The sequence below is a fragment of the Desulfocastanea catecholica genome, from assembly GCF_054657295.1.
On sequence record NZ_BAAHYZ010000010.1, the window covers coordinates 1 to 21,447 of the forward strand.

General features: G+C 41.1%; 16 protein-coding genes and 2 pseudogenes. 9 read left to right on the forward strand and 9 right to left on the reverse strand.

Features of this window, described 5'->3' with window-relative positions; translation table 11 throughout:
• Positions 1 to 452 (forward strand): annotated as a pseudogene (locus ACYQ8U_RS10605) (glycosyltransferase family 2 protein); the annotation flags it as partial.
• Positions 453 to 579: 127 nt separating this feature from the next.
• Here the strand turns inward: ACYQ8U_RS10605 and ACYQ8U_RS10610 are convergent.
• The 8 genes from ACYQ8U_RS10610 to ACYQ8U_RS10645 form a co-directional block, all read right to left on the reverse strand.
• Positions 580 to 1,485 (reverse strand): lysylphosphatidylglycerol synthase domain-containing protein, encoded by a 906-nt coding sequence (locus tag ACYQ8U_RS10610; RefSeq protein WP_459945518.1) that lies wholly within the window; start codon positions 1,483 to 1,485, stop codon positions 580 to 582.
• Positions 1,486 to 1,522: 37 nt separating this feature from the next.
• Entirely contained in the window at positions 1,523 to 2,161 is a 639-nt protein-coding gene (locus tag ACYQ8U_RS10615; protein WP_459945519.1) for a class I SAM-dependent methyltransferase, read from the reverse strand.
• 69 nt (positions 2,162 to 2,230) lie between these two features.
• Positions 2,231 to 3,178, reverse strand: coding sequence for a glycosyltransferase family 2 protein (locus ACYQ8U_RS10620; RefSeq protein ID WP_459945520.1), 948 nt, complete (start codon positions 3,176 to 3,178; stop codon positions 2,231 to 2,233).
• A gap of 191 nt (positions 3,179 to 3,369) precedes the next feature.
• Positions 3,370 to 5,373, reverse strand: a complete 2,004-nt coding sequence (locus ACYQ8U_RS10625; RefSeq protein WP_459945521.1) for a tetratricopeptide repeat protein — start codon at positions 5,371 to 5,373, stop codon at positions 3,370 to 3,372.
• A gap of 271 nt (positions 5,374 to 5,644) precedes the next feature.
• Positions 5,645 to 7,333, reverse strand: a complete 1,689-nt coding sequence (locus ACYQ8U_RS10630) for an ArnT family glycosyltransferase (RefSeq protein WP_459945522.1) — start codon at positions 7,331 to 7,333, stop codon at positions 5,645 to 5,647.
• Positions 7,330 to 8,484 (reverse strand): vitamin K epoxide reductase/DsbA family protein, encoded by a 1,155-nt coding sequence (locus ACYQ8U_RS10635; RefSeq protein ID WP_459945523.1) that lies wholly within the window; start codon positions 8,482 to 8,484, stop codon positions 7,330 to 7,332. Before ACYQ8U_RS10635 ends, ACYQ8U_RS10630 begins: the two co-directional genes overlap by 4 nt.
• 4 nt (positions 8,485 to 8,488) lie before the next feature.
• Positions 8,489 to 10,600 (reverse strand): hypothetical protein, encoded by a 2,112-nt coding sequence (locus ACYQ8U_RS10640; protein ID WP_459945524.1) that lies wholly within the window; start codon positions 10,598 to 10,600, stop codon positions 8,489 to 8,491.
• Positions 10,601 to 10,714: 114 nt separating this feature from the next.
• Positions 10,715 to 11,137 carry a prepilin-type N-terminal cleavage/methylation domain-containing protein gene (locus ACYQ8U_RS10645; RefSeq protein ID WP_459945525.1) on the reverse strand — a complete coding sequence of 141 codons (423 nt, stop codon included), beginning with the start codon at positions 11,135 to 11,137 and terminating at the stop codon, positions 10,715 to 10,717.
• Positions 11,138 to 11,521: 384 nt separating this feature from the next.
• On the opposite strand from ACYQ8U_RS10645, the gene ACYQ8U_RS10650 reads away from it, so the two are divergent.
• From ACYQ8U_RS10650 to ACYQ8U_RS10680, 7 genes are all read left to right on the forward strand, one after another.
• On the forward strand, positions 11,522 to 11,668 hold the full coding sequence (locus tag ACYQ8U_RS10650) for a hypothetical protein (RefSeq protein ID WP_459945526.1): 147 nt from the start codon (positions 11,522 to 11,524) through the stop codon (positions 11,666 to 11,668).
• Positions 11,669 to 12,219: 551 nt separating this feature from the next.
• Positions 12,220 to 12,660, forward strand: a complete 441-nt coding sequence (locus tag ACYQ8U_RS10655) for an AAA-type ATPase lid domain-containing protein (RefSeq protein ID WP_459945527.1) — start codon at positions 12,220 to 12,222, stop codon at positions 12,658 to 12,660.
• Between the two features lie 269 nt (positions 12,661 to 12,929).
• Positions 12,930 to 13,433, forward strand: a complete 504-nt coding sequence (locus ACYQ8U_RS10660) for a GspH/FimT family pseudopilin (protein ID WP_459945528.1) — start codon at positions 12,930 to 12,932, stop codon at positions 13,431 to 13,433.
• 40 nt (positions 13,434 to 13,473) lie between these two features.
• The gene (locus ACYQ8U_RS10665; RefSeq protein ID WP_459945529.1) at positions 13,474 to 14,175 is read left to right on the forward strand and encodes a prepilin-type N-terminal cleavage/methylation domain-containing protein; all 702 of its coding nucleotides are present in this window, start codon (positions 13,474 to 13,476) and stop codon (positions 14,173 to 14,175) included.
• 2 nt (positions 14,176 to 14,177) lie between these two features.
• Positions 14,178 to 14,561 carry a type IV pilus modification PilV family protein gene (locus ACYQ8U_RS10670; protein WP_459945530.1) on the forward strand — a complete coding sequence of 128 codons (384 nt, stop codon included), beginning with the start codon at positions 14,178 to 14,180 and terminating at the stop codon, positions 14,559 to 14,561.
• 8 nt (positions 14,562 to 14,569) lie between these two features.
• Positions 14,570 to 15,184, forward strand: a complete 615-nt coding sequence (locus tag ACYQ8U_RS10675) for a PilX N-terminal domain-containing pilus assembly protein (RefSeq protein WP_459945531.1) — start codon at positions 14,570 to 14,572, stop codon at positions 15,182 to 15,184.
• 59 nt (positions 15,185 to 15,243) lie between these two features.
• Entirely contained in the window at positions 15,244 to 20,226 is a 4,983-nt protein-coding gene (locus tag ACYQ8U_RS10680; protein ID WP_459945532.1) for a pilus assembly protein, read from the forward strand.
• Between the two features lie 283 nt (positions 20,227 to 20,509).
• Here ACYQ8U_RS10680 and ACYQ8U_RS10685 read toward each other — a convergent pair whose 3' ends face one another.
• The gene (locus ACYQ8U_RS10685) at positions 20,510 to 20,920 is read right to left on the reverse strand and encodes a DUF3465 domain-containing protein (RefSeq protein ID WP_459945533.1); all 411 of its coding nucleotides are present in this window, start codon (positions 20,918 to 20,920) and stop codon (positions 20,510 to 20,512) included.
• A 258-nt stretch (positions 20,921 to 21,178) separates the two neighbouring features.
• Here ACYQ8U_RS10685 and ACYQ8U_RS10690 point away from each other — a divergent pair.
• Positions 21,179 to 21,313: pseudogene (locus ACYQ8U_RS10690) on the forward strand (ATP-binding protein); the annotation flags it as partial.
• Between the last annotated feature and the right edge of the window lie 134 nt (positions 21,314 to 21,447).

Genomic DNA, 21,447 nt, shown 5'->3' on the forward strand with positions numbered 1-21,447 from the left:
ATGTGACGAAATTCAAAATAGAAGATCTGACATCAGGCTTCAGAATGGTTAGAAAGAGTACTGCCGCACAGTACATCTATCTTTTGCCAAACACCTTTTCGTATCCAACCACCCTGACTATGTCCTATCTGCGTAGTGGTAGAAGTATCAAATACCTGCCCATTGAATCTAAAAAAAGAGTGGGTAAAAGCAAAATACGCCTTGTCGAAGATGGGATTCGCTTTTTCCTGATAATTTCAAAAATTGCCACACTCTATTCACCGTTTCGTATTTTTCTACCTATAAGTGTTTTGCTTTTCTGGGTTGGGTTGGGATATTACTGTTTTGCCTTTGTTACAGAAGGGCGGTTTACCAATATGTCGGCCCTGCTTATTACGACGTCGATTGTCATCTTTATGATAGGCTTGGTTTCAGAGCAGATATCTCAGCTGCGTTATGAGAGAGTTAAATAAGCCATGTCTACTACCATTTTTGTGAACGATGTTCAAAATTATACTTGGCATCAAAACGCAGTTTTTCAAAATAGTATTGGTGGTGATACTGATAGGAAGGAAATAATATCAACGGGTAGTAGTTACATTATTTAGGGGTGGAAAGAGGTAAAATAATAGAAACAACTCCAAGAGTCGCCACGTAGCAGATGAGAATGACATGTGAAGAGATGGCTAAAATTAAACTCTCAGATGCTGTATATCCTAATATTCCAAGAGCAACAACCCAACTTGCCTCATGGTTACCAGCACCAGCAATGCCTTGTAAAGGAAGAAGTTGTAAAGGGAGCTGAACTGCAACAAGAAACCAAATATCAACAAAAGACAAGCTTATTTTCAAGGCATGAACCACACAGAACAGTGTTGCTCCTGTCCAAAACCAGATGATTAGGCTGATAACAGTTTCTAAGAAATTTGGTGTTTGGGGTGATTCTGAGAGCAATAAAAAGCTAAATTTGGCAGGGAAGTAGTGATTTTTTATTTTAATTAAATACACACCAATATATGGAAAAAGCAAAAGGAATAGGGCAAAAGCCAAAAAGATCGCTCGATATATGGCATCAATCTGTAGTGTTGAGAAAAAAGATGTAAAAGTGAGCAAGATACCTAAACTAAATAAATCAAGTATTCTGGCTCGGATGAGAATTCTGGTGCCCTGTGTAAGTGAAATTTTTCCGTACAAATTGAGTAAAAACGGAAGTGTTAGGTCACCACTTCTGAAAGGAAGAAAATAAGAGTTGAACCCGTGAAAGCTAGTGATTTTTATGCACTCTGGGAAAAAAGGCAATTTTTTTTTCAGGTAAATGTGTATCCGATAAGCTCTAGCCAAATAATTACAACCATAACATGCAATACCCATTAAAATCCAAGTGCGATCCGTACTGAATAATATGTCTATTGTTGTTTTCTTATTTCGGTAGAAGATAATTACAACAACAGTAACTAATGCTGCTGTAAATCCAATAGAAAGCCATTTGTTTCGTAAAAACTTCATCAATAATAAGTTAATTAATTCATCAATAGCGAGTATCCTATTGATAGGAAATAGACGTGCTGTCTTCTAGAAACTTCTTGCAGAGATGGATCTGCCACGGAAAGCAAGAGACTGTTTGTGACTTTTCAATTGTCATGAATTCCAGTAATAAGTTTTTAAATTTCTCTTTACCCCAAAATGAAAGATGAGCAGGATTTTTACCTAAATGCTTTACATGACTGCCCATAAATAGTGCTCCATAATGAAAATAGGGTTCATTAGGCACCGATACTATCAAATTGCCTTTTGGCTTCAAAACCCTAACTATTTCCCTCAGTAATAAACGAGGGTTTTCTACATGCTCAAGGAGTTCTGTGGCAATGATAAAATCAATGGTTGAGTCGCCAATTGGTAATATTTCACCTTTTGCCTGTATACAAGTTAGATGAGGAAATGAATTTCTCGCATAGAGAAGATCGTCCAAGTTGAGATCACAGCCAATAACTGATTTTATACATTTACGATTCATGAGCTGGTTAGTGAGATGTCCTTCTCCGCAACCTATATCAAGTCCCTGTTTATTAGGTGCTTGTATTTCAAGTAGCAAAGATGTGATGCAATCAGCGAATCTTTTTCCAATAAAACGAACAATAATATTTGAACTTTTATAAACAATGTGGTGATGATCTTGCTTCATTGTTGACATTTCTTTATTAAACATTGTGTAATTAATTATTAGCAATTTAGGATGAAATTTTCTCAGAAACTACTTTAGTTCCTTGTTGGCTTCCATATCAAACCACATAGCAAAGAGTGTAAATTGACTGCATGCCGAAAAGGAAAACATCGTTGTCAACAGTGTTGTGGGTGGAAAATAACCTCCAGTGAGCTTAAGAATAAATGCACGTGCACAGAGTATTAAAGTGGCAGTACCGAAGAATAACCCAAGAAAATAGAAAAAAACGAGCGGATGAAAATCTCTAATTACATATTTCTGAAACATTCTAGCCCAGAAACCTTTTAAAAGAATCCAAGGAATAGTAAAAATGACTTTACGAATTTTAATTCCAGATACTTCCCCTACTTTGTAGACTGGCCGGGTAGATATATCTCTAACTCTGAAGTTTGAAATATTGAGCTTAATCAGAAGATCATTAGGCATGCCATAGCGTGGATAGATTGATTCCAAATCAATGGCTTTGAGAGCCGGTAAGGAAATGGCAGTATAGCCGCTTTGGGAATCTGCAATATGCCAGTAGCCTGATGCGATTTTGGTGAGGAGAGAGAGAAAAGAGTTACCAAGATATCGATGGTGTGGGATCATCTTCCAGGATTCTCCGCGAAAAAGTCGGTTCCCTTTAGTGTAATCGCAATTATCATTACAAACGGGGCCCAAAATGCGCTCCAAGTCGTTTGGGTCCATCTGGAAATCAGCAGCCATTACTGCTGTAACATCGATCTGGTTATCTCTTGCCCACTTATACCCCGTTGCAATAGCGGCCCCGACTCCTTGATTCTCTTTATGCTGAATATAAACAATTTTTTCATTGCTCTCTGCTATTTTCTTCACCACACCTGCGGTGTTATCTTGGCTCATATCATCAACGATCACAAGATAATCGACATAGGCCGGCATGGTATTAATCACTTTATCAATAAGCTTTTCTTCGTTATAGGCGGGGATGACAACAGCTATTACTTTATCAAGAAACATGAATGTAAGACCTTATGGTTGGTAGAGAATTTAGCGAAAATTTGTTAAAATCTGTTGCATGTCGATTATAGTTTTTAAGAACCATATTCATATTTACGAACGATATCATTAATGAATGCTGTAAGCAAGTAAGTCTTGAACAAAATTTTCGATGATAATTGCGGCGGGTAAAATTTTAACATTTAAAACAATTATCTGATCTGAAATTTATTCTTATAAATTTCAAAATTGTTTTGAATAAAAATTATCATTTTATCATCTACTATCAGTGGCGCTTGAGTGTCGCTTATTAAGTTTTCTATAGAACTTTTAGTTTTTTCAATCCCTGTCATTCGAAAAAAAGCAGTTAATACTTTTAAGGCTTTTTCAGAATCTCTATTTAAATAATAATTTTTAGACATTCTTAGATATACTTGTGGATCATTGGGTTTCTTAGCGACATATATGTTATAAAATAAATTCGCTTTGTTGTGATAGCCTGCTAGACTGAGAGATTCTGCTATGTTCAATAATGAGTATAGATTGTCTGGATTGCTCCTGTAATTTTCTCTACTTAGACTAAGCGATTGTATATAATCTCCAGTATGTAGAAGACAAGCAGATTTTTGGGTTTTGAACGTGGTTGGAGTAAGACTATCGTCAATCGCCTGAATTGCTTTATCCCATTTGCCTTCCTTCATATACGTTTCTATTAGGAAATGATTAGCTAACATAAATTTAGGATCTTTATCTGTTGCCAGCTTAAAAAAATGTCGAGCTCTTTCATAATTTTGCAGATGAAAAAAAATTAGTCCAGCATTGGCTAATGTTGACGCTGTTTCTTCTTTTGGGCTATGCATAAATCCGTTTAATGCCATTGAATAATAATTCAAGGCCTTTTCAGGATTTTTCATTCCAATCACATATCCCATAGATTGCTTTGGTCGAGAATTTCCAGGCGCTTTATTCATTGCATCATACCATATTGTCTCACTATCGGACCAATCAAAATTTCTGGAATACGTAGCGAGGCTAGACATAAAAATGATGATGGTGATAAAAGATATGATAATTGTCGACATAAACACTTTTCTCAATCTAAAATGATCGTACAATCGGTACAGATAGAAAGCTACAGGAGGAAAAAGAAAAGCTGATGGTAGATAATTTCTATGTTCAAAAATCATTTCAAGAGGAATAATAGTTGATTCAATGCCGTGAGCGATGAAATAGAACACAATGCCAATTCTTATTAACAAGTTGATTCGTTTATAAAAAATGCATACACAGAAAGAAGAAACGCAAACAATCAAGTATAAAAAAGTCAGGGGGGGGGAAAATAATCCGGTGGATATAATTATTTCATGCTCAAGAGAAAGACGTTGAGGTAAGGGGTAAAATATAAGAGACAAATAATATAGTAAGATTTTTGGTTGTGTGAGAAGCCTCTCCGTAAGGGAAAAGGATCTTTTTTCATTCAGTTTCAGAAGATTAGAAAAAATGTCAGAGTAAGTAAAATAAAAGGTGATTAGGAGTATAAAAATTAAAAAAGCGAGTATAAATTCTTTTTTAAGAAGTATTTTATAGTCACCTTTTCTGAAAAGAAAATATTCTAATACCAGAATTAAAGGAAAAGTTATAAACCCATTTTCTTTAGAAAAGATAGCGCACATAAATGCTGTTATGCAACAAACAATATAACAAATTTTTTTCTTCCAAAATTCAGCAAGTCGGGCTTTGATAAAAAAGCCGAGCGACATAAATGAAAAAAGAGCGCATAGCGCAGCCATTCGCTGAACAATGTAGGTTACTGCCTGAGTCTGAATAGGATTAACTGTCCATAAAATAGTTGCTAGTGCAATAATAAAATTCTTTTCTCTTTCGGACATTTTTGTAAATGCTGGCGTCTTAAAAACAAGAACTAGCAACCACATTAGGGTCAGTGAAGTTGCTGCATGAACTGAAATATTCACAAAGTGATACCCAAAGACATTTTGCCCGCTTATTAAAGCATTAAGCGCAAATGTCAAGCAAGATAAAGGACGATAAAGCTTTTCTGGAGTGGATTGGTAGGAGAAAAAACTTCCTTTTATATTTTCTAATGAGAAGTTGCTGATTTGTATCTTTTCGTTATATTTTATACTATGGTAGTCATCAAATATCCAAGGAGTTTGGAACGTATTTGAGTATATTAAAAAAACGACTACAATAAGCATGATCCCTACTAACGTATATTTATATTTTGACATTGGTGCCATGGTTAAAGGACCTCGACTATCTGATTATACAGCCTTGTAGAAAATTTTAGCATCGTTTCATGAGACATAATTGTAAATATTAAAATATTGTGTGTACTCATTAAATGTGTTTATTTTTTAAGAGTTTCTCTATAGAAAAGTTAAAACAAGATGTGATAAATAATCTTTTTTAGCAACACCTTTTGGTTGGTGCCATTTTAGCAGATTGCTTCTTAGCAATGTTAATTTTTTAGATTTTAATCTTATACAAAGAATAATTCAAATTTGAAAAGAGTGGAATAAAATTATCTTTAGCCAGTTTAGCTGTAAGGTTTTGTCTGTCCAATGTAAGATTTTGCTGAAGCCATTGTAGAAATAGATCTGTTCGCAGCATGATGTGAGTAATTCCATGCTCTTTAAATCGTTTGGCTATCTCGGTTTCGCTCATACCGGGTTCCCCGAGCCAAGCTAACAGCCATTGACTCCTGATGTTATCCTCAAAAATATGGTTTGGTTGTATATAATAACCTCTGCGGCCCATGAAAATGCAGAGAATTTTTGCCGTCTCTGGTAAGGTGGTGTTGGCATACTGAATTACCTTATATTCTGGACGATATCTTGTCAGATATTCAACTCGAGTCACTTGGCCGCTGATATAACTAAACGGTTCGATCAAGTTAAACTGCTGGTGGATGTACTGTCCATTGTAGACCAACATTAGAATTATCGGCAAAAGTAAGAATGTTTTTTGTATGCACCGATTGGAAACAAGCCTGCTTAGTTGTTGCACCAAGTTGTGAAGGCCGAACATGGACAGGAGGACAAGAAAAGGTATGATTGGGACGAGGTAGCGAATTCTTAACGACCCTGTGTTGAAGGCAAAGAGAAAATAAAGAAAACAGAAAGAGAGAAGGAAGATTTTTTCAATTTGTTTATTATTGTCCTTTGTTGTTCCTTGCATAAAGGCAAAGAGCGGTAGCAGGAGGAGAAATGGATTGAGTCGTCCATCAAAATAGCGAGGATCATTGTCCTGGCCTTCAAAAAAAATCCGAACCGGTAATAACAATAATTGCCAGATGTTTTCCCTATATAGGACATACCTAGTAGAAAAAACACCATGAATATTTGTTTCCTCGCTAGATAAAAAGGTGTCAGCAATAGCCTGAGGGTTGAAAAAGCCATTGTATAATGGATATACCGGGTTACCGGTCCAGATCATATTCCTTATTAACCAAGGGGATACAGTCAGCAGAGCGCATACCATGAAGAGTAGAGCAGCTTGTATTGCTGGTGCCGCGACTCTTTGTTTGGAAGATATATTTCTCATGTAGAGAAAAGGAATAAAAAAGGTCAGTAAAAAAAATACAATTAAGCCGTTGTATTTTGTTCCAACAGCGAAACCACAACAAAAGCCGGCAAAAACCAGATAACGGGTACTGAAATCACTCTCTATCCACCTGAAAAGGAGAAGAATTGCTGCAGTTGTGAAGAAGACGAGACCCAGATCGACGTAGACAGTTATGGATAATTTAACAATTATCGGTATGCTCAAAAAAAAGAGTGCTCCAAGTAGGGCATAATGCGAAGGCAGACTTTTTTTGATGTAACGATATATCAAATACCCAGTGGCCAAGCCAAAAAACATGTGGATGTACTTGGGCAATATGTCACTACCTAGATACATAGCTCCCATATATAACAGATCGAGATTCATGGGATAATAAGAAAATTCCAGCTCAGGAATCTCATATATACCGCCATGTTCGAGATAAAGCCTTGGTACATAAAGGTGATGTGTTAGTGCGTCACGACTTATGGGTGGCACATAAGCAAGCAGTATTGTGGCTAAAGACAGGAGGATAAGTAGAACTGTCAAACCGTAGACAACATATGTCACACGAAAAGAAGGCTTAATTTTTAGCCGGTTGGGCAAGCTCATTGTTTGATCGCCTCAAGGATATCTGCCGGGATTGTGCCCTGATAGACCTTACCGTCGATCACGTAAGCGGGGGTTCCAGTTATACGTAATTTCATGCCCTGGCGTATATCATGAAGGAGAATATCACGGATTTTTGTGTTCCTGATAGCATCTGCCAATTCATCTGGGGTGAATCCGGTAGTTGAAGCAAGTGCCTTGGTATTAAATGGTTGTTTGCTTCGTCCCAATGCATAAAGGGCGTCATTCATTTCCCAAAATTTATTTTTAGCCGCAGCATAAATACCAATCATTGCCATTTTTCCTGAACCTATATGAAATGGTTCTGGAACAATTATGTTATTAAATTGGTGGTCCATTGGGTAATGATGATGAATCAGCTGAATCTTTCCAGGGTGGGCAACTATTACTTTACGCAGCAAAGTGTTCATCTTACTGCATTGAAAACACTGATAATCTGCATAAACATGAATGATTATTTCCGGATTTGCCGTACCAATCCAAGGGTGACCATCATCAGTCATTCCTGCAGGAATTGAAGCTGTGTTTGGAGAAAAAGAATAATGCCAGTAGTGAGGAAGATAGAACTTAATGCCAATAAAAACTCCAAAAAGAAACAGAATGGAAAGTTTGAGTTTTCGAGAGTTAATAATATAATTTAACCCATTTCTTAGCCCAATAAGTAAAGAATCTGTACAGAAACGACGCAGGATGATCCAACTATATACTAACAAAGAAATACTGATAGCGTAACTGACAAGACAGAGAATACAATATGACTTAATTTTTGATGTGGATATATATCCGAAATAAACGGCAGTACCTGAATATAGCAATGCCAGAAGATATAGTACGTACCAGAGTTTTTTTGAGTCGTTTACCATTTTAAAAGCATTGAGAAAAATAACCAAAAATAACAAGTATGCGAAAAAACCCCAGTATGCAAGTGGCAATCCAAGCAGCAGGGACCAAGGGCTTTGTGAAACCGTGTCGCAGTTTATAGCCTTAGAGAGGGCGCAAAAACTGTTGAAAGAGATTTCTGTGTAGTTTTGATAATGTGAATAAGCGAGATAAGATGTGTCAACCAGCCCCAAGATTAGCAGGAGGAAAACAGGAGTGCTGTAAAAAAAATATGGAAGTCTTCTTGTAGACATTGAACTACTTGTCAAATTCATGGTTGTGTATTGGAACATGTGTTCTCATTTTGGCGACAGTACGTTCTGCAGTTTCGGTGATGATTGGCATAATCAAATCAATATCAACTGGGACGGCTGAATAATCGGTTTTTAAACTTTCCAAATTATGGTGAAAAGAAACTATGCCTTGCAGGTTAAGGAGTTGCAACGTATATTTTTGCACACCAATGGTGTCGTCATTTAGTAATCTGTTTTCAATCAAGCTGCAGAGTATTCTCGTATCATTAGGGAAATGTTGTATTGCTCTTTTAAGAAACCATTCACCTTGGCTATGATGTCCAGCTCTACTTAACGCTACACCAGTGTTATAAAAATAGCGCTCCTTGTTGACAAAAGTCTTATGCATGGCCTGATAGCTGCTGACAGCGGCATCCTTTGGTCGATCAAGCCATAGAAGAATCAACGTCCTCAAGTTGAAAAAACGGCTTTGCTGGTCATTTTGGATTATGGCTATATTGATTTGTTCTAAAGCCTGGGAAAATTTTCCCTGCAGGACAAGTGATTCTGCAAAATCATAACGGGAAGTAATAAAGTCAGGGTTAAGTTGCAGAGATTTGTTGAAATATTCAATAGCCAAGTCAAGCAAGCCGTAATTTCGATAGACTTTGCCTATATTGCCGACAATTGCCGCTTTAAATGAAATACGAGGGCTTTCGCGATCAAGAGCTTTATGTAGCAGTGCGACAGAGATTTGCAAATTTTCCGGAGTTTTTTCCTTTTGCCAACCATAGATTTCACCAAGTTTGGCATACGGTCTGGCGTTATATGGCGCTTTGGTCAGTGCGTCTGACCAGAGTGATTCTTCAGTCGCCCATACGGCATTGCGACTGTATGTACCAAATCCGATCACAATCAGAATAAATGGAATCGCCGTTAATAATGTAAAATATATTATCCTTCTTGTGCGAGCGTAGACTTTAAGTGCATGCCATATTCCAGCGGATATGGGGAGAAAGAGAAAAAAAGATGGCAGATAATTGCGATGTTCAAAAATCAGTTCTAACGGGATTATGGTTGATTCTATAAGATGATTGACGAAAAAAAACAGAATTGCAAAAGAGAGTAAAGGATTCTTCCGGTAACGCAGGATTGCCAAAAGGAGCAGTGCTGTTATGAACAGGATAGCGGCTAATGTTGTCCAAGGGTGGAACAGTGAGTTCGCCAAGGGAATACTATGATCTATCGATAATCTCGCCGGATTCGGAAAGAGAAGCAGGGAGAGATAAAAGAGAAGAATGACTGGTTGAGTCAGCAGTCGCTCATAAATGGAAAAAGGTCTGCTTCCAACTGAGCCAAAAAAATTCTGAAAGTAGTTTTGGTCAAAAGCATAGTATAGTGCAGCCAAGAAAAAGAAGAGATTGGCAATGACGAGTCCAACAAAGAAAATATTTGAAATGCGATTTTTTTTATAGAAAAAGAGCACTTCCACCAAAAGCAGGCTGGGAATCAAAGTAACCGCATTTTCTTTACAACCCAAAGCTAGCATAAACGAAATACTACATAAAAAAGTATGGATGATGCATTGTTGCACTTTGTCCGTCTGACGAGCGCGTATGTAACTATAAATTGCCAAGATAAAGAACATAGCCGCAAACGAAGCCATCCGTTGGACTATATATGTGACGGCTTGGGTTTGGATAGGATGTATTGCCCAGAGGATTGTGCTAAGTAACGCAATGGCATAAGCGTCTTTTTCTGTGAATGTATCTCGTTTAAAAGAAGATAAGAGTAGCCAGATGCATTTGAAAATGAAAAAAGTGGTAATAAAATGAACGAACAGATTGACAAGATGATACCCGAAAGGGTCAGCTTGTCCAAAGTACCAGTTTAAGGCAAAAGAGAGATTGGCAATTGGACGGTACAGCTTTCCCTCAGCAAAGGGATAGGCAAAGAATGTTTGCCAGAGAGTCGATGGGTATAGGTCGGTAATATGAAGCAGGTAATTGGCGGTAATATTAGGGGGATCGTCTAACTGCCAGGGGACATTAAAAGTATTAGCGTAACAAAGAAATATAATCGTTGCTAAAAATGGGATTATCCTTGATGATGAGTTGAGCTTATTAGAATTCGTCAATTTCTGCAGTTATTAATTATGAGAAAATTAGTGGTCCTCTATCAGGAGTTATACTATCAAAGAAAGAGGAAAATCAATCCTTCTTTCTTTGATAGTGATGGTCGTGCAAGCAAATTATTGTGCAAGGACCTTTTGGTAAACACCATTTAGCCATCCATTACCGTCTGAATTTACTGGGACTGCTGTCATGTAATCAGTGGGGCAACGTCCCGAAACATCGGTTACGGTAATTGTGATAGCAACATTAGGGGAAGTTGCAGCTATAGTAAAGGTATTCTCATCTGGTAGAAAAGCGGAATTCCAAACATCATAAGTAGCATCGCTTATGGCTGTATGAGTTGGTATCGCGAAGTAATCAGCAATAGATGCAGCAATATTATTACCATCAGATTCCGCTGCTGAACAAAAAGCTTTGTTCCTATAATTAATAAAGTTAGGAATAGCAATAGCAGCTAAAATACCGATGATCGCGATAACAATCATAAGCTCGATCAGGGTGAAGCCTTTTTCGTCGCGATTAATTCTCAGTTTTTTCATTTTTTTCTCCTTAAAAAAATTGTTGGGTTGAACGCCTCTTTTGGAACATCTACTTCAAATCTGGGAACATCTACTTCAAGCCTGGCATTGTTCTATCAAAATCAATGCCAGATGTCAAATCGAGCGAACAGATATTTTTTGTTATTATATTGCAATTATTTATATGATAAGATCTGGTGGATGGGCAAGGGAAAGCTTAATGTGACGCTAGATTTCTCCTGTGCAAAGTGACAAAATTAAGTCGTTGATTGACAAAAAATGTCACCTTCACTCTGGTGAAGGGCACAAGCTTGTTCTCTATGAAAAAACAGAGAGTATGGGTAACTGACCAGTATGAATTTTAAATTTCAGTTTATTTCAGGGGAATGACACAAGGACGCAGAGATGCTCTTTAGTCGATTAAAACTGCGGATTGCCGGGACACTTGCAGTCTTGCTCACTGTTGCCGTTCTGCTCAGCAGTCTCGTTATTATCGCCTTTTGGCAGAAAGCTGTGTTTCGATCCGAGTTGGAACATGAACGAGCGGTTTAGTCAGCTGCCCTCCCAGAAAATAGTAATGCCCAGCCTCCAAGCCGGTTCGAATCCCAGGAAAAACTTTAGCTTCTCTGTAGCGCTACCGGCAGACGTTGTGCTGGCGTGGTCCTTTCCGGTGGTGCGCATTGGCTGCAGACTGATATGCCGGACTTAACGGCAAATGCTATACTTTTAGCCAAAGTAACGACGGTGTCGCAGACGAAAATTATACGGCTTGAAGGTGATCGCTAATGAATTCTCTCATTGAAGAAAAAGTATCTGCTTATCACCGAACCTTTACATTCCTGTTGTCTGCGAAAAGCCGAGAGCTGTGGTAGTCGTTATCGCCCTGGATGCAAGCACTGCCGTTATCTTCAAAAAAACGTCATGCAATATTTGTCTATTTGCCGGTCAACGTGATATTGTTAACGGTAGTCGGTTTTCATCGCTTGATCACCTTACCGTTAAACCAATCCAGAAAAGATCGGCTTGTCCTTTTCCTATCAAGATCCCGATGTGTTGTTTTTTTCTGGGGAATCCGGCATTGGAAATGCGCTGGTGGCACGGGGGTGCACAGCTATTCAGAGCGCAGTGAAAGAAAGGAAAATATCCCGCTCTTATGTTATGATTTCATAAGATATAATAACCGGTTTGCCGCCAGCATAAAGGCGGTAGCGCCTGGGGCGATGGAAACGATATTCAACTATTCCTGGCCGGGCAATGTGCGCGAACTAGAGAATGTTATGCAGTGGGGCGTGGTGTTAACGAGTAGTGAGATGATCGAACGTGAGCATCTGCCCGCACATTTGGGTACCATGGACCGGCGTTTTGATGCCAACGTGCAGGTCATGGACGAGCTGTCCCTGAAAGTGGCACAAAAGACTATGGAAGAAAAATTGATTGCCCAGGCGATGCGCCGCTTCCAGGGCAATACAAGCCAGGCGGCCAGGGATTTGCAGATTAGTTATCCTTCTATGCTGAGTAAGTTAAAAGAGTATGGGGTTGAGTGAACACTATTAAAATATTTAATAGTGAGAAATGTTTTAATAGTGGCTTGCCGTTTATGGCGTTGAAACATGTCTTTTCTAGTTGAGAAAAATTTCATTAATTTTGTTTAAAAACAAATAGTTGGATATAGATTATTTTTAAGTAATTATATGGTTCGTAATTTGCTAGCCAGTACAGGTAGTCACAGAGGCAGCTATTTCCTCTGATATATTATGGCAGGCACAAAAAAGCCAGTGCACTCTGGAGATGTAACATTGAGGAGTAATTCTACATGGCAGTATTAAGAAATAATAGGGGAGTCTCACTCGTTGAAGTGTTAACGGTGGTTGGGATCATAGGTATTTTGAGCGCCGTTGCCATTCCGAATATGTTTTCCTGGCTGTCAAATAAAGGATTACAAAGCGCTGGGCGGGATTTGTATTCGAATATGCGTAAGGCCCAATCGACAGCAATCAAGAATAACAGGAACTGCGCGGTTTCTTTTGATGATGACAAAGGCTATATGGTTTATGTCGATACAGATAAAAGTTTTTCCCATAACGGCGTAGAACAGATAATCGCGCAAGTGCTTTGGTCGCAATATAGAAATGTTCAATTTGTTGGTGTTAATTTTGCCGATAATGATGACGGAGATCCAACTATTGCATTTCGACCAAATCTTTTACCAGATGTTAAGCCACCCAGTTTTCCCAATGGAACAGTGACATTGAAAAATTCCGTACCCAGACAACTTGAATTAAAAGTTAGTAGAAGCGGGAATATTTCCTTAGAATAATTTAATTTATTTTTCACTGAAGATAGAATTTGTGACAACCATGAAAAATACTGAAAGTGGATTTACACTCATTGAATTAATGACAGCCATGGCCATGGCAGGAATAGTTATAGGCGTAATATATGCAGCCTACAATATTCAGACAAAAATTTACACAGAACAGGGCAAGGCTGCAGAAATGCAACAGAATATCAGGGCGGGAATGGCTTACCTACGGAGTGAAACTCTTATGGCCGGATACGATCCTGAGGACGCTACGGATGCTTCTTGTGGTGCCGGGGGAGTTCCCGGTATCCATACCGCCACAGCAACAACATTTGGTTTCACCATGGACCTAGATGAAAACGGGAAATGTGATGGCACCAGTGAAAATGTGACGTATTCAATTTACACAGATGCAGATGGAGTGAACAAACTTGGCCGAAAAGCCCCGACACTTAATGACCCTGTTGCTGAACATATAGACGGAATTAATTTTGTCTATATGTTCCCGTCTCCAACAGCCCCCACTTCATCACCTACCGCAGCTCAACTTGATGATATAGTAGCCGTGCAAGTTTCGCTACTGGCGCGTGCGAGCACGCCGGACCGGAAAACTCCCCGCACAACCTCTTTTGCTGTACCAATGCCGGATGACTCGGGCTCACCAACTGGCACAGCTGTGACCTGGGGGCCTTTTACTGATAGCATCAGTCGACGTTTACTGACTACAACGATCAACTGCCGTAACATGGGGCTATAATAATGAAATATTTCAATGACAATAATGGATTTTCACTTTTGGAAGTCGTCATTGCCCTGGCTATATTTTCCTTAGGTATTGTTGGACTCTATGCCGTGCAAACCCGAACAATTGGCCAGAATTATACTGCAAGTCGTATAACGACAGCTGTCACCTGGGCATCGGAAAAGATCGAAGATTTGATTTCTCTTCCATATGCTGATGTTAAAGATAGTGTTGGCACTGGTGAAACCTCACCTGATGGCGTTTACACTGTGACCTGGGATGTGTCTGCTGACAATGTCCCACTGCCCAACACAAAGACCATAAAAATGGTCGTTACCAGCCATCGGGCAGGTACGGGAAGTCTGGTTGAATTGGAATACATCAAATACAAGTTTCACTAGGTGGTAATATGGAATTTAAGAAAATTTCAGATGAAGAGGATGGATTTGTTTTAGTTGTTGCTTTGATGGTTATGGTGATCCTTTCTCTTATAGGTATAGCCGGCCTTAATACCTCCATATTCGAAGAACAGATCGCCGGCAATGAATGGAATGCTAAACGGTCTTTTTACAAAGCAGATGGTGGAATTTCGACTGGAGTTGAATTGCTCGAACAGAATTTCAACTGCCCCATCGGGTTCAAAAAAACTGATCCCGTCGAAGGTACTATATTAGTTAGAAATATGAAGTTTTCATCTAATCCGCCAATGAGTGTTGACTCTATCAAAACCAAGCTCAACGACCCTGTCAATAAGTACGATGCTGCCTATCCATCTGATACCAATGTTGCTCTTCCAACGCTGGATGTCGGGTATCTCTATTTTGGCGGTCAAACTAAGGTATTGCCGGGCGGCGCTTTGCAGATGGCTGCAGGTTATGAAGGAAAGGGCAAGGCTTCCGCGCAGGGTGGCGTCGCCACATTTGTTAATGTTTATTCACAGTTTCTGGGACCGAGGGGTAGCGAAGCGATCATTCTGTCTGGCTGGCGTCATCTCATCGGTACGGAAGGAAGCTGTATTTATTAGATCATTCCGGTGTGGTTGAAGTTATTCTCGTAGGATTTTTATAAAAAAGGAGTTCAGGAATGTCTGACCAGGAGTCGCAGGGTTGCACAATCTTCTTTAAAGGTGAGTTTATGTATCGATACATTTCTTCTATAAGGTTCGCGATCTTGTTAGCTGTATTGACACTGGTCCTTTCGGTTGGGAATACTGCCGGTGCAGTCGACGGTGTTTGTGATGCAGGTACCGGGATCCCGCCGTTTCTCCCTCCCGATGGAGACCCTAATTTGCTGTTGATCATCGACAACTCGGCCAGTATGTATGATCTGGCCTATGTGAATAATAGCGACTACTGCTATGATGGTAATGATGATGTTGGTGGCGAAAAATACGATCCGACTTATGGGTATACCGGGTATTTCGAGAGTGATTCCTGGTATGCCTACGAAGGTGCCCAGTTTGTAACCAAGACAGATGCCGAGGCAAAGTCATTGTGTGACGTGGCTACCAATCGTAAGACTGTAGATGGAACTGTAGATGGTGCAAACAATATTTGTCTCAAAGCCACTGAGAAGACCTTTGACTCGCTCGTCGCCAAAGGGAATTTTCTCAACTGGGTGGCGGCCTCCAAATTAGATATTGAAAAAAAGGTTCTCACGGGTGGCAAGTATGAGAACGGGAAACTGATCATGGAATCCCGTGGTTGCTTGGAGCGGCGCTTTATTAAAAAAACTGCTTTTGATGTTGGGGGTGGTTATTTTACCCTGGCAGTTCGACCGCCTACTTCCGAAGAGGAGGGATCAGCCACTCGTATAGAACTATTCCCGGTAACGGAAAAGGGATATAACCATGCCGCCTGTCAGCAGGCCGTTGATGAAATGCGAACAGGTGACCCCGCATTAGGTACATTGAAAGGCTATATTGACGAATGCATGGGGTACACCCCTGGGGGTAATACTCCGGAGACGGCTTCAGAGTCGGCATTTAATCACTCGGTACAGAATTGTTGGTATCTGGCAAAACATGGGGTGTGGGAACCGGGGGAGGGCTCGGTCAGCCGTATCATGAACGATTGTGCGAATGTTTATAAAGCTGTTTTACCTGCGAGTATCGAGCCGGATCATAGTGGTTACGTTTGCTTTGGCGACTACACTAGACCCGTGACTGATCTACTTTCTGTGCGTGGTTATGTGGGGCGCTGTTGGGATCCAGTTGGTGAAGGATCTCCTTTAGTTTGTGTGGATCGAGTCTGCAAGAATGAGAAGGCAACTGGTAATCCGAGGTGCGATATTGATGGCTTTGTCTATCAATGTGACGGTATATATGATAAAAAGACAGATACGTGTGATACTACTTGGGTAAGGATTAAAGATTGCACCGGTGGTGGAGTAGTGGGTGATGTTGGCTGGACGAACGATCAATGTGTTGACCAGGGGTTACGTGACTACTGCGGATCGATTGATTTTCCCGAAGTGGTTGACCCCAGTGATCAGGTAGATGGTTCGGGTGATGCAACAGGCGAATTCTGGAACCTGCCCGCGATGATGGTTGATTCCGGTGTTTCTGGACAATTAGGACAACCGTTGGCTGTCCTGGTCGGATCGATAGCTCAAGATACCGCCCCTACGGGGTTGATTCAAGAAAATGCTGCCTATCTGCGAATCGGGGTTATGGAACTTAACCGGGATGGCGCAAAAAGCGAGTGTCTTCCGGAAGAAGACCCATATGTCACCTATGACTGTGAGGATCCCACTACTCGAGACGGTGGTAGAATAATTACCGACATTGACCAGGGAACGGATCATACAGCGAAGCTGGTTGAGGATATCAACAACATTGTCGCCGATACGTGGACGCCCTTGGCCGAGGCCATGTACAATGCCCTTGGCTATTATCGCCAGGATAGCGAGATGCGACTTGATGGTTCTGATTTTATTGTCGGTCCTGATCCTGTCATCGACTGGTGCCAGTTTAACAATATCCTGCTAATCACCGATGGAACTTCCACTGCCGATCAGAATAGAGCGATGGAAGATTTCGTCGAAACCACATATAACTACGTCGATTATGAAGGTCGAACCGAGATTCTCCATGGCAGCACTTACCTGGCAGATCTGGCCTATTATGGACAACACGACATTTGGAAGGACAGCGTCGTCGCGGACGATAATTTTAACCAGCCTATTAAAACCTCTGTTGTCGCCCTTCGTGGCTCTGCTGAGGCCGTCACACTGATGACAGAGACCGCCGAAAATGGCGGTACCGTGCCCTACCTGGCAGATGACATTAGCCAGCTGGGTACTAAGCTAGGCGAAGCTTTTGCCAACATGCGAATTGGAGCTTCAGCCGGTTCCGCCGCCTCGGTGATTTCTTCTTCCCGCAGTGGCGAGGGTGCCATCTACCAGGCAATCTTCTGGCAAAAATTGGTGCGTCAGGGTACCCCCCTCGGCTGGGACCAGGAAAAGACATATGATTTCACGATTGAATGGGTGGGTGACGTGCATGGGCTATTTATTGACGATAACGGCTTTATGTATGAAGATAGCAATAAAAACAGGGCTCTGGATCTGGAACCTGATGATAAGAGAGTTTTCGTGTATTACGATACCGATCAGGAAGAAACAAGGGCCTGCAGTGAAGCTCCGATATTGATCGCTGGGGCGAGCAGCTGTGGTGATAGTAACGGTGGAAAAAGTCTGCAAAATATTGACTACCTCTGGTCTGCCAACGACACTCTTTCCAGTCTGGAGGACGTAAAAACAAACAGAAGTGAAACTAATTTCATATCAGATGATTCGAAGCGATATATTTTTACCTGGAGCGATGGTTTGAACGGAACTAAGGATGGAATTGTCAACAGCTCCGAGGTGGTTCCTTTCGTGGCTGCTAATGATGACACCGCGACCTGCGGAGGAACCTCCGGCGGTTTGAGCGCTTTGTGCAATGAGTTCAATGCAGACAGCCCTGCTGTGGTGGACGATATCATTAATTGGATCCGTGGCGATGACAGTGTTGCAGATTATCGCAGCAGACAGAGTATACGGGAGGAAAATGACTCCACTGTAGCATTCACCTGGCGGCTTGGCGATATCATCCATTCTACCCCCCAAACGGTTGCCGCTCCGGCAGAGAATTATCATCTGCTGTACAATGATGCCTCGTATGCTACGTTTGCTGATAAGTACAAAACCCGCCGTCACATGGTTTATTTTGGCGCCAATGATGGTATGCTGCATGCGGTTAATGCGGGTTTTTACAGCGACACGCTGAAGAAATTTTGCCTTTCCAAGGTCAACACAGACGGCAGTTGTCCAGTTAACGATAGTGGACCGAAACTTGGTACGGAAATGTGGGCCTACGTCCCGTATAATCTGCACCCCCATCTTAAGTGTCTTACTGATCCGGAATATGAACATAAATACTTTGTCGACCTCAAGCCCCGAATATTTGATGTGCAGATTTTCACCGAAGATCCTGTTCATCCTGGAGGCTGGGGTACCATCTTGGTTGGTGGACTTGGTTTTGGTGGTGCGGAGGCCACCTCGACATATAATGATCCAAATAATAACACAATTACACAACCTTATATTTCATCCTATTTCATCTTCGATATTACCGATCCCGAAAAACCACCGGTACTACTTGGCGAAATGACCCAGGAATTCTATGCTGGAATATATAAATGGGCCGATCTCGGCTATTCGACGGTCATGCCCACCATGGTTGTTCAGAAAAATGAAACGACGAACACGAGTAACTGGTATTTGGTGTTTGGCAGCGGCCCACAGGGGGATTATGGGCTGCAAGGCGTGAGTGACCAGCCAGCCAAGGTAAGTGTACTGGACCTCAAAGATATGGTCAGTAATAACAAGGCCATGCGAATTTCCAAGGATTTGAGTACGGGAAATGCTTATTCATGGACAAAACCATTAGGTGCGTCGAATGGTTTTGTGTCCGATATGATTACCATCGATTTTGACATCAATCCGGCTAACAACGGCACGTATATTTCAGATGCGGTCTATTTCGGCACGGTGGAGGGCAATTTTTCCGATGTCAATACCGATTGGAATGGAGGGGGACAGCTCTTTCGAATGGTAATGAACGGCAGTGGGCATGAAATAGGTGTAGACAACGCTACTACACCTGGTTTTTGGGAAATAAAGCCCCTGCTTGATCTCAGTGGTGTGGGCGGCACCCCCACTGTACCTGGTAATCCAATTCAACCGATAACTGCCGCCCCTTCCGTCGGCACTGATGGTTATAATTATTGGATCTATTTTGGCACAGGTCGTTTTTTTGATGCAAAGGATAAAATCGACTCAACCCAACAAAGTTTCTATGGTATCAAAGAGCCAATGGAAATAACACCTGCTACAAGTACAGTGGATACTATAAAAAAACTCACTTGGGACACTGTAACGGTTAGTCAAAGTTCTGGATCTAAAGGGTTGTGGCGGGCTGATGAAATCCTGGTGAAGGATAGTGCTATTAATGATACCAGCATTTCCGAATTGGCATGTAGTGATGTTAACAATACTTGTCTTCCATCTGGTGTCACAACGTTTACCGAACTGGAAAATTATATTGCCGGTGACAAATTAAATTACGGCAATAGCAGCTGCACTGAAGGCAAAAATTGTGCCGATGGTTGGTACATTAATTTCTTTCCCGATTATGAGAATAGAGAAAGAAATCTTGGTCAAGCCACCTTGCTCGGCGGTCTAGTGACTTTCACCACTTACCAACCGTCAGATGATCTCTGCTTAGGGGAGGGCAATTCTTTTCTGTATGCCCCTTATTACAAGACGGGCACACCATGGCATGAGAATGTATTTGGAGAAAATGGACGTAGTGGGGATTACGTCCTAGATAAAATAGGACTTGGTCTCGGTATGACCACAACTCCGAGCCTCTTCGTTGGTAGCGGCACTGATGCCAAGGGGAAAGTCAAAGCATTTATTCAGACAAGTACCGGTGAAATAGTTGAGATCACACAGGAAAATCTTCCAGTGAAGCAATTTGCTACAGGTCGAGATAAGTGGAAGGAATACCAACGACCTTAAATATAAATCTGAAAACCAAAGACAGGGGGAAACAACGCCTCCTGTCTTTGGTTGCAGCATATTTTGTCCATGAGTTGTCGGGGCCATCTTTTACCGCGCTTGGGCAAATTTTTGGTAGAGATATTGCCTCGCTTGGTAGAGCCGGTACCCGGATTATGAGAAAATTACCTGATAATGCCAGATTGAATTCCCTGATTGAGGAGATCAGAAAAGAGCTCTCCGAATTGGCAAAAAGACAAGCCTGGCCGGATATGTCCCCGGATGTATTTCGCTATGGACTATGTTATTGATATGTATTGCCAGAGTATTTTATCCAGCCGTCTAAATGATAACCATCTGGATCATGATGTGTCCAATGGATGACACCGCCTTCCGTGTTCCACTCATATTCTCCGTAAAACTCTACAGTATCATTTATATTTAAGCTGGGAACTCTTGGTGCAATATCTATATTGTGTGATATGAGTACCGTTTGTTTTGGACTTACTCGCAAAATAAACCTTTGGTGTCGGTCTCCCTCAAGATCATCGGGCAAAAGTCTTGTAACAACACCTTCCCCTTGAACCTGGATATCACTCAGATGATTATCATAAGCTGCTTGGAGGATTTGGACAAAATCTAGCGGGGGGGCTTGAGGCTGGGCTGTAACTCCAGCTAAAATTGCGGTAATGGTCAATAAAAGACTGCTGTTCATCTACCTTCGATTCTCCATGAGTGAGTTTTTGCAAATTGTGATTGCTTTCCGTAGGTAGCCGGAACCTTTTTTCAGCTTTCATTTTGTTATCGTAACTGTGTCCTGTTTTGTTATGTCACTGATGTCTACTCAATTCAGGCCGCATTGGCAAGATGATATTTTGCCAGGAAATGAAGAGCCAGGATGACCATATCACACCCTCTGTTGCAAAGATTATTTCTTCAGATAAAGTCTTCTCAGCTTTTCGAGGTATACACTACCTTTGAGATTGGTGGTAAAGGAAAGGACTTTAAGCAGATAAACGACGTTGAGAACAGTTACGTGGTGGCGGATGATATAGAGGTTGGATTTAAAAACAAGCTGCCTTTGTGGCTGTTTGGCTTTATGTATTAGCGATTGGCGCTATGCTGGCCTCCATGGTAATTTCGCCAAGGAGGTTTTAACCGTAAAACCTGTGGGGTATTGAGCGTGTCACTTCCTCATCGCTACCATCCCCCATGCCACGAACAGCCAGACTAGACGCTCCC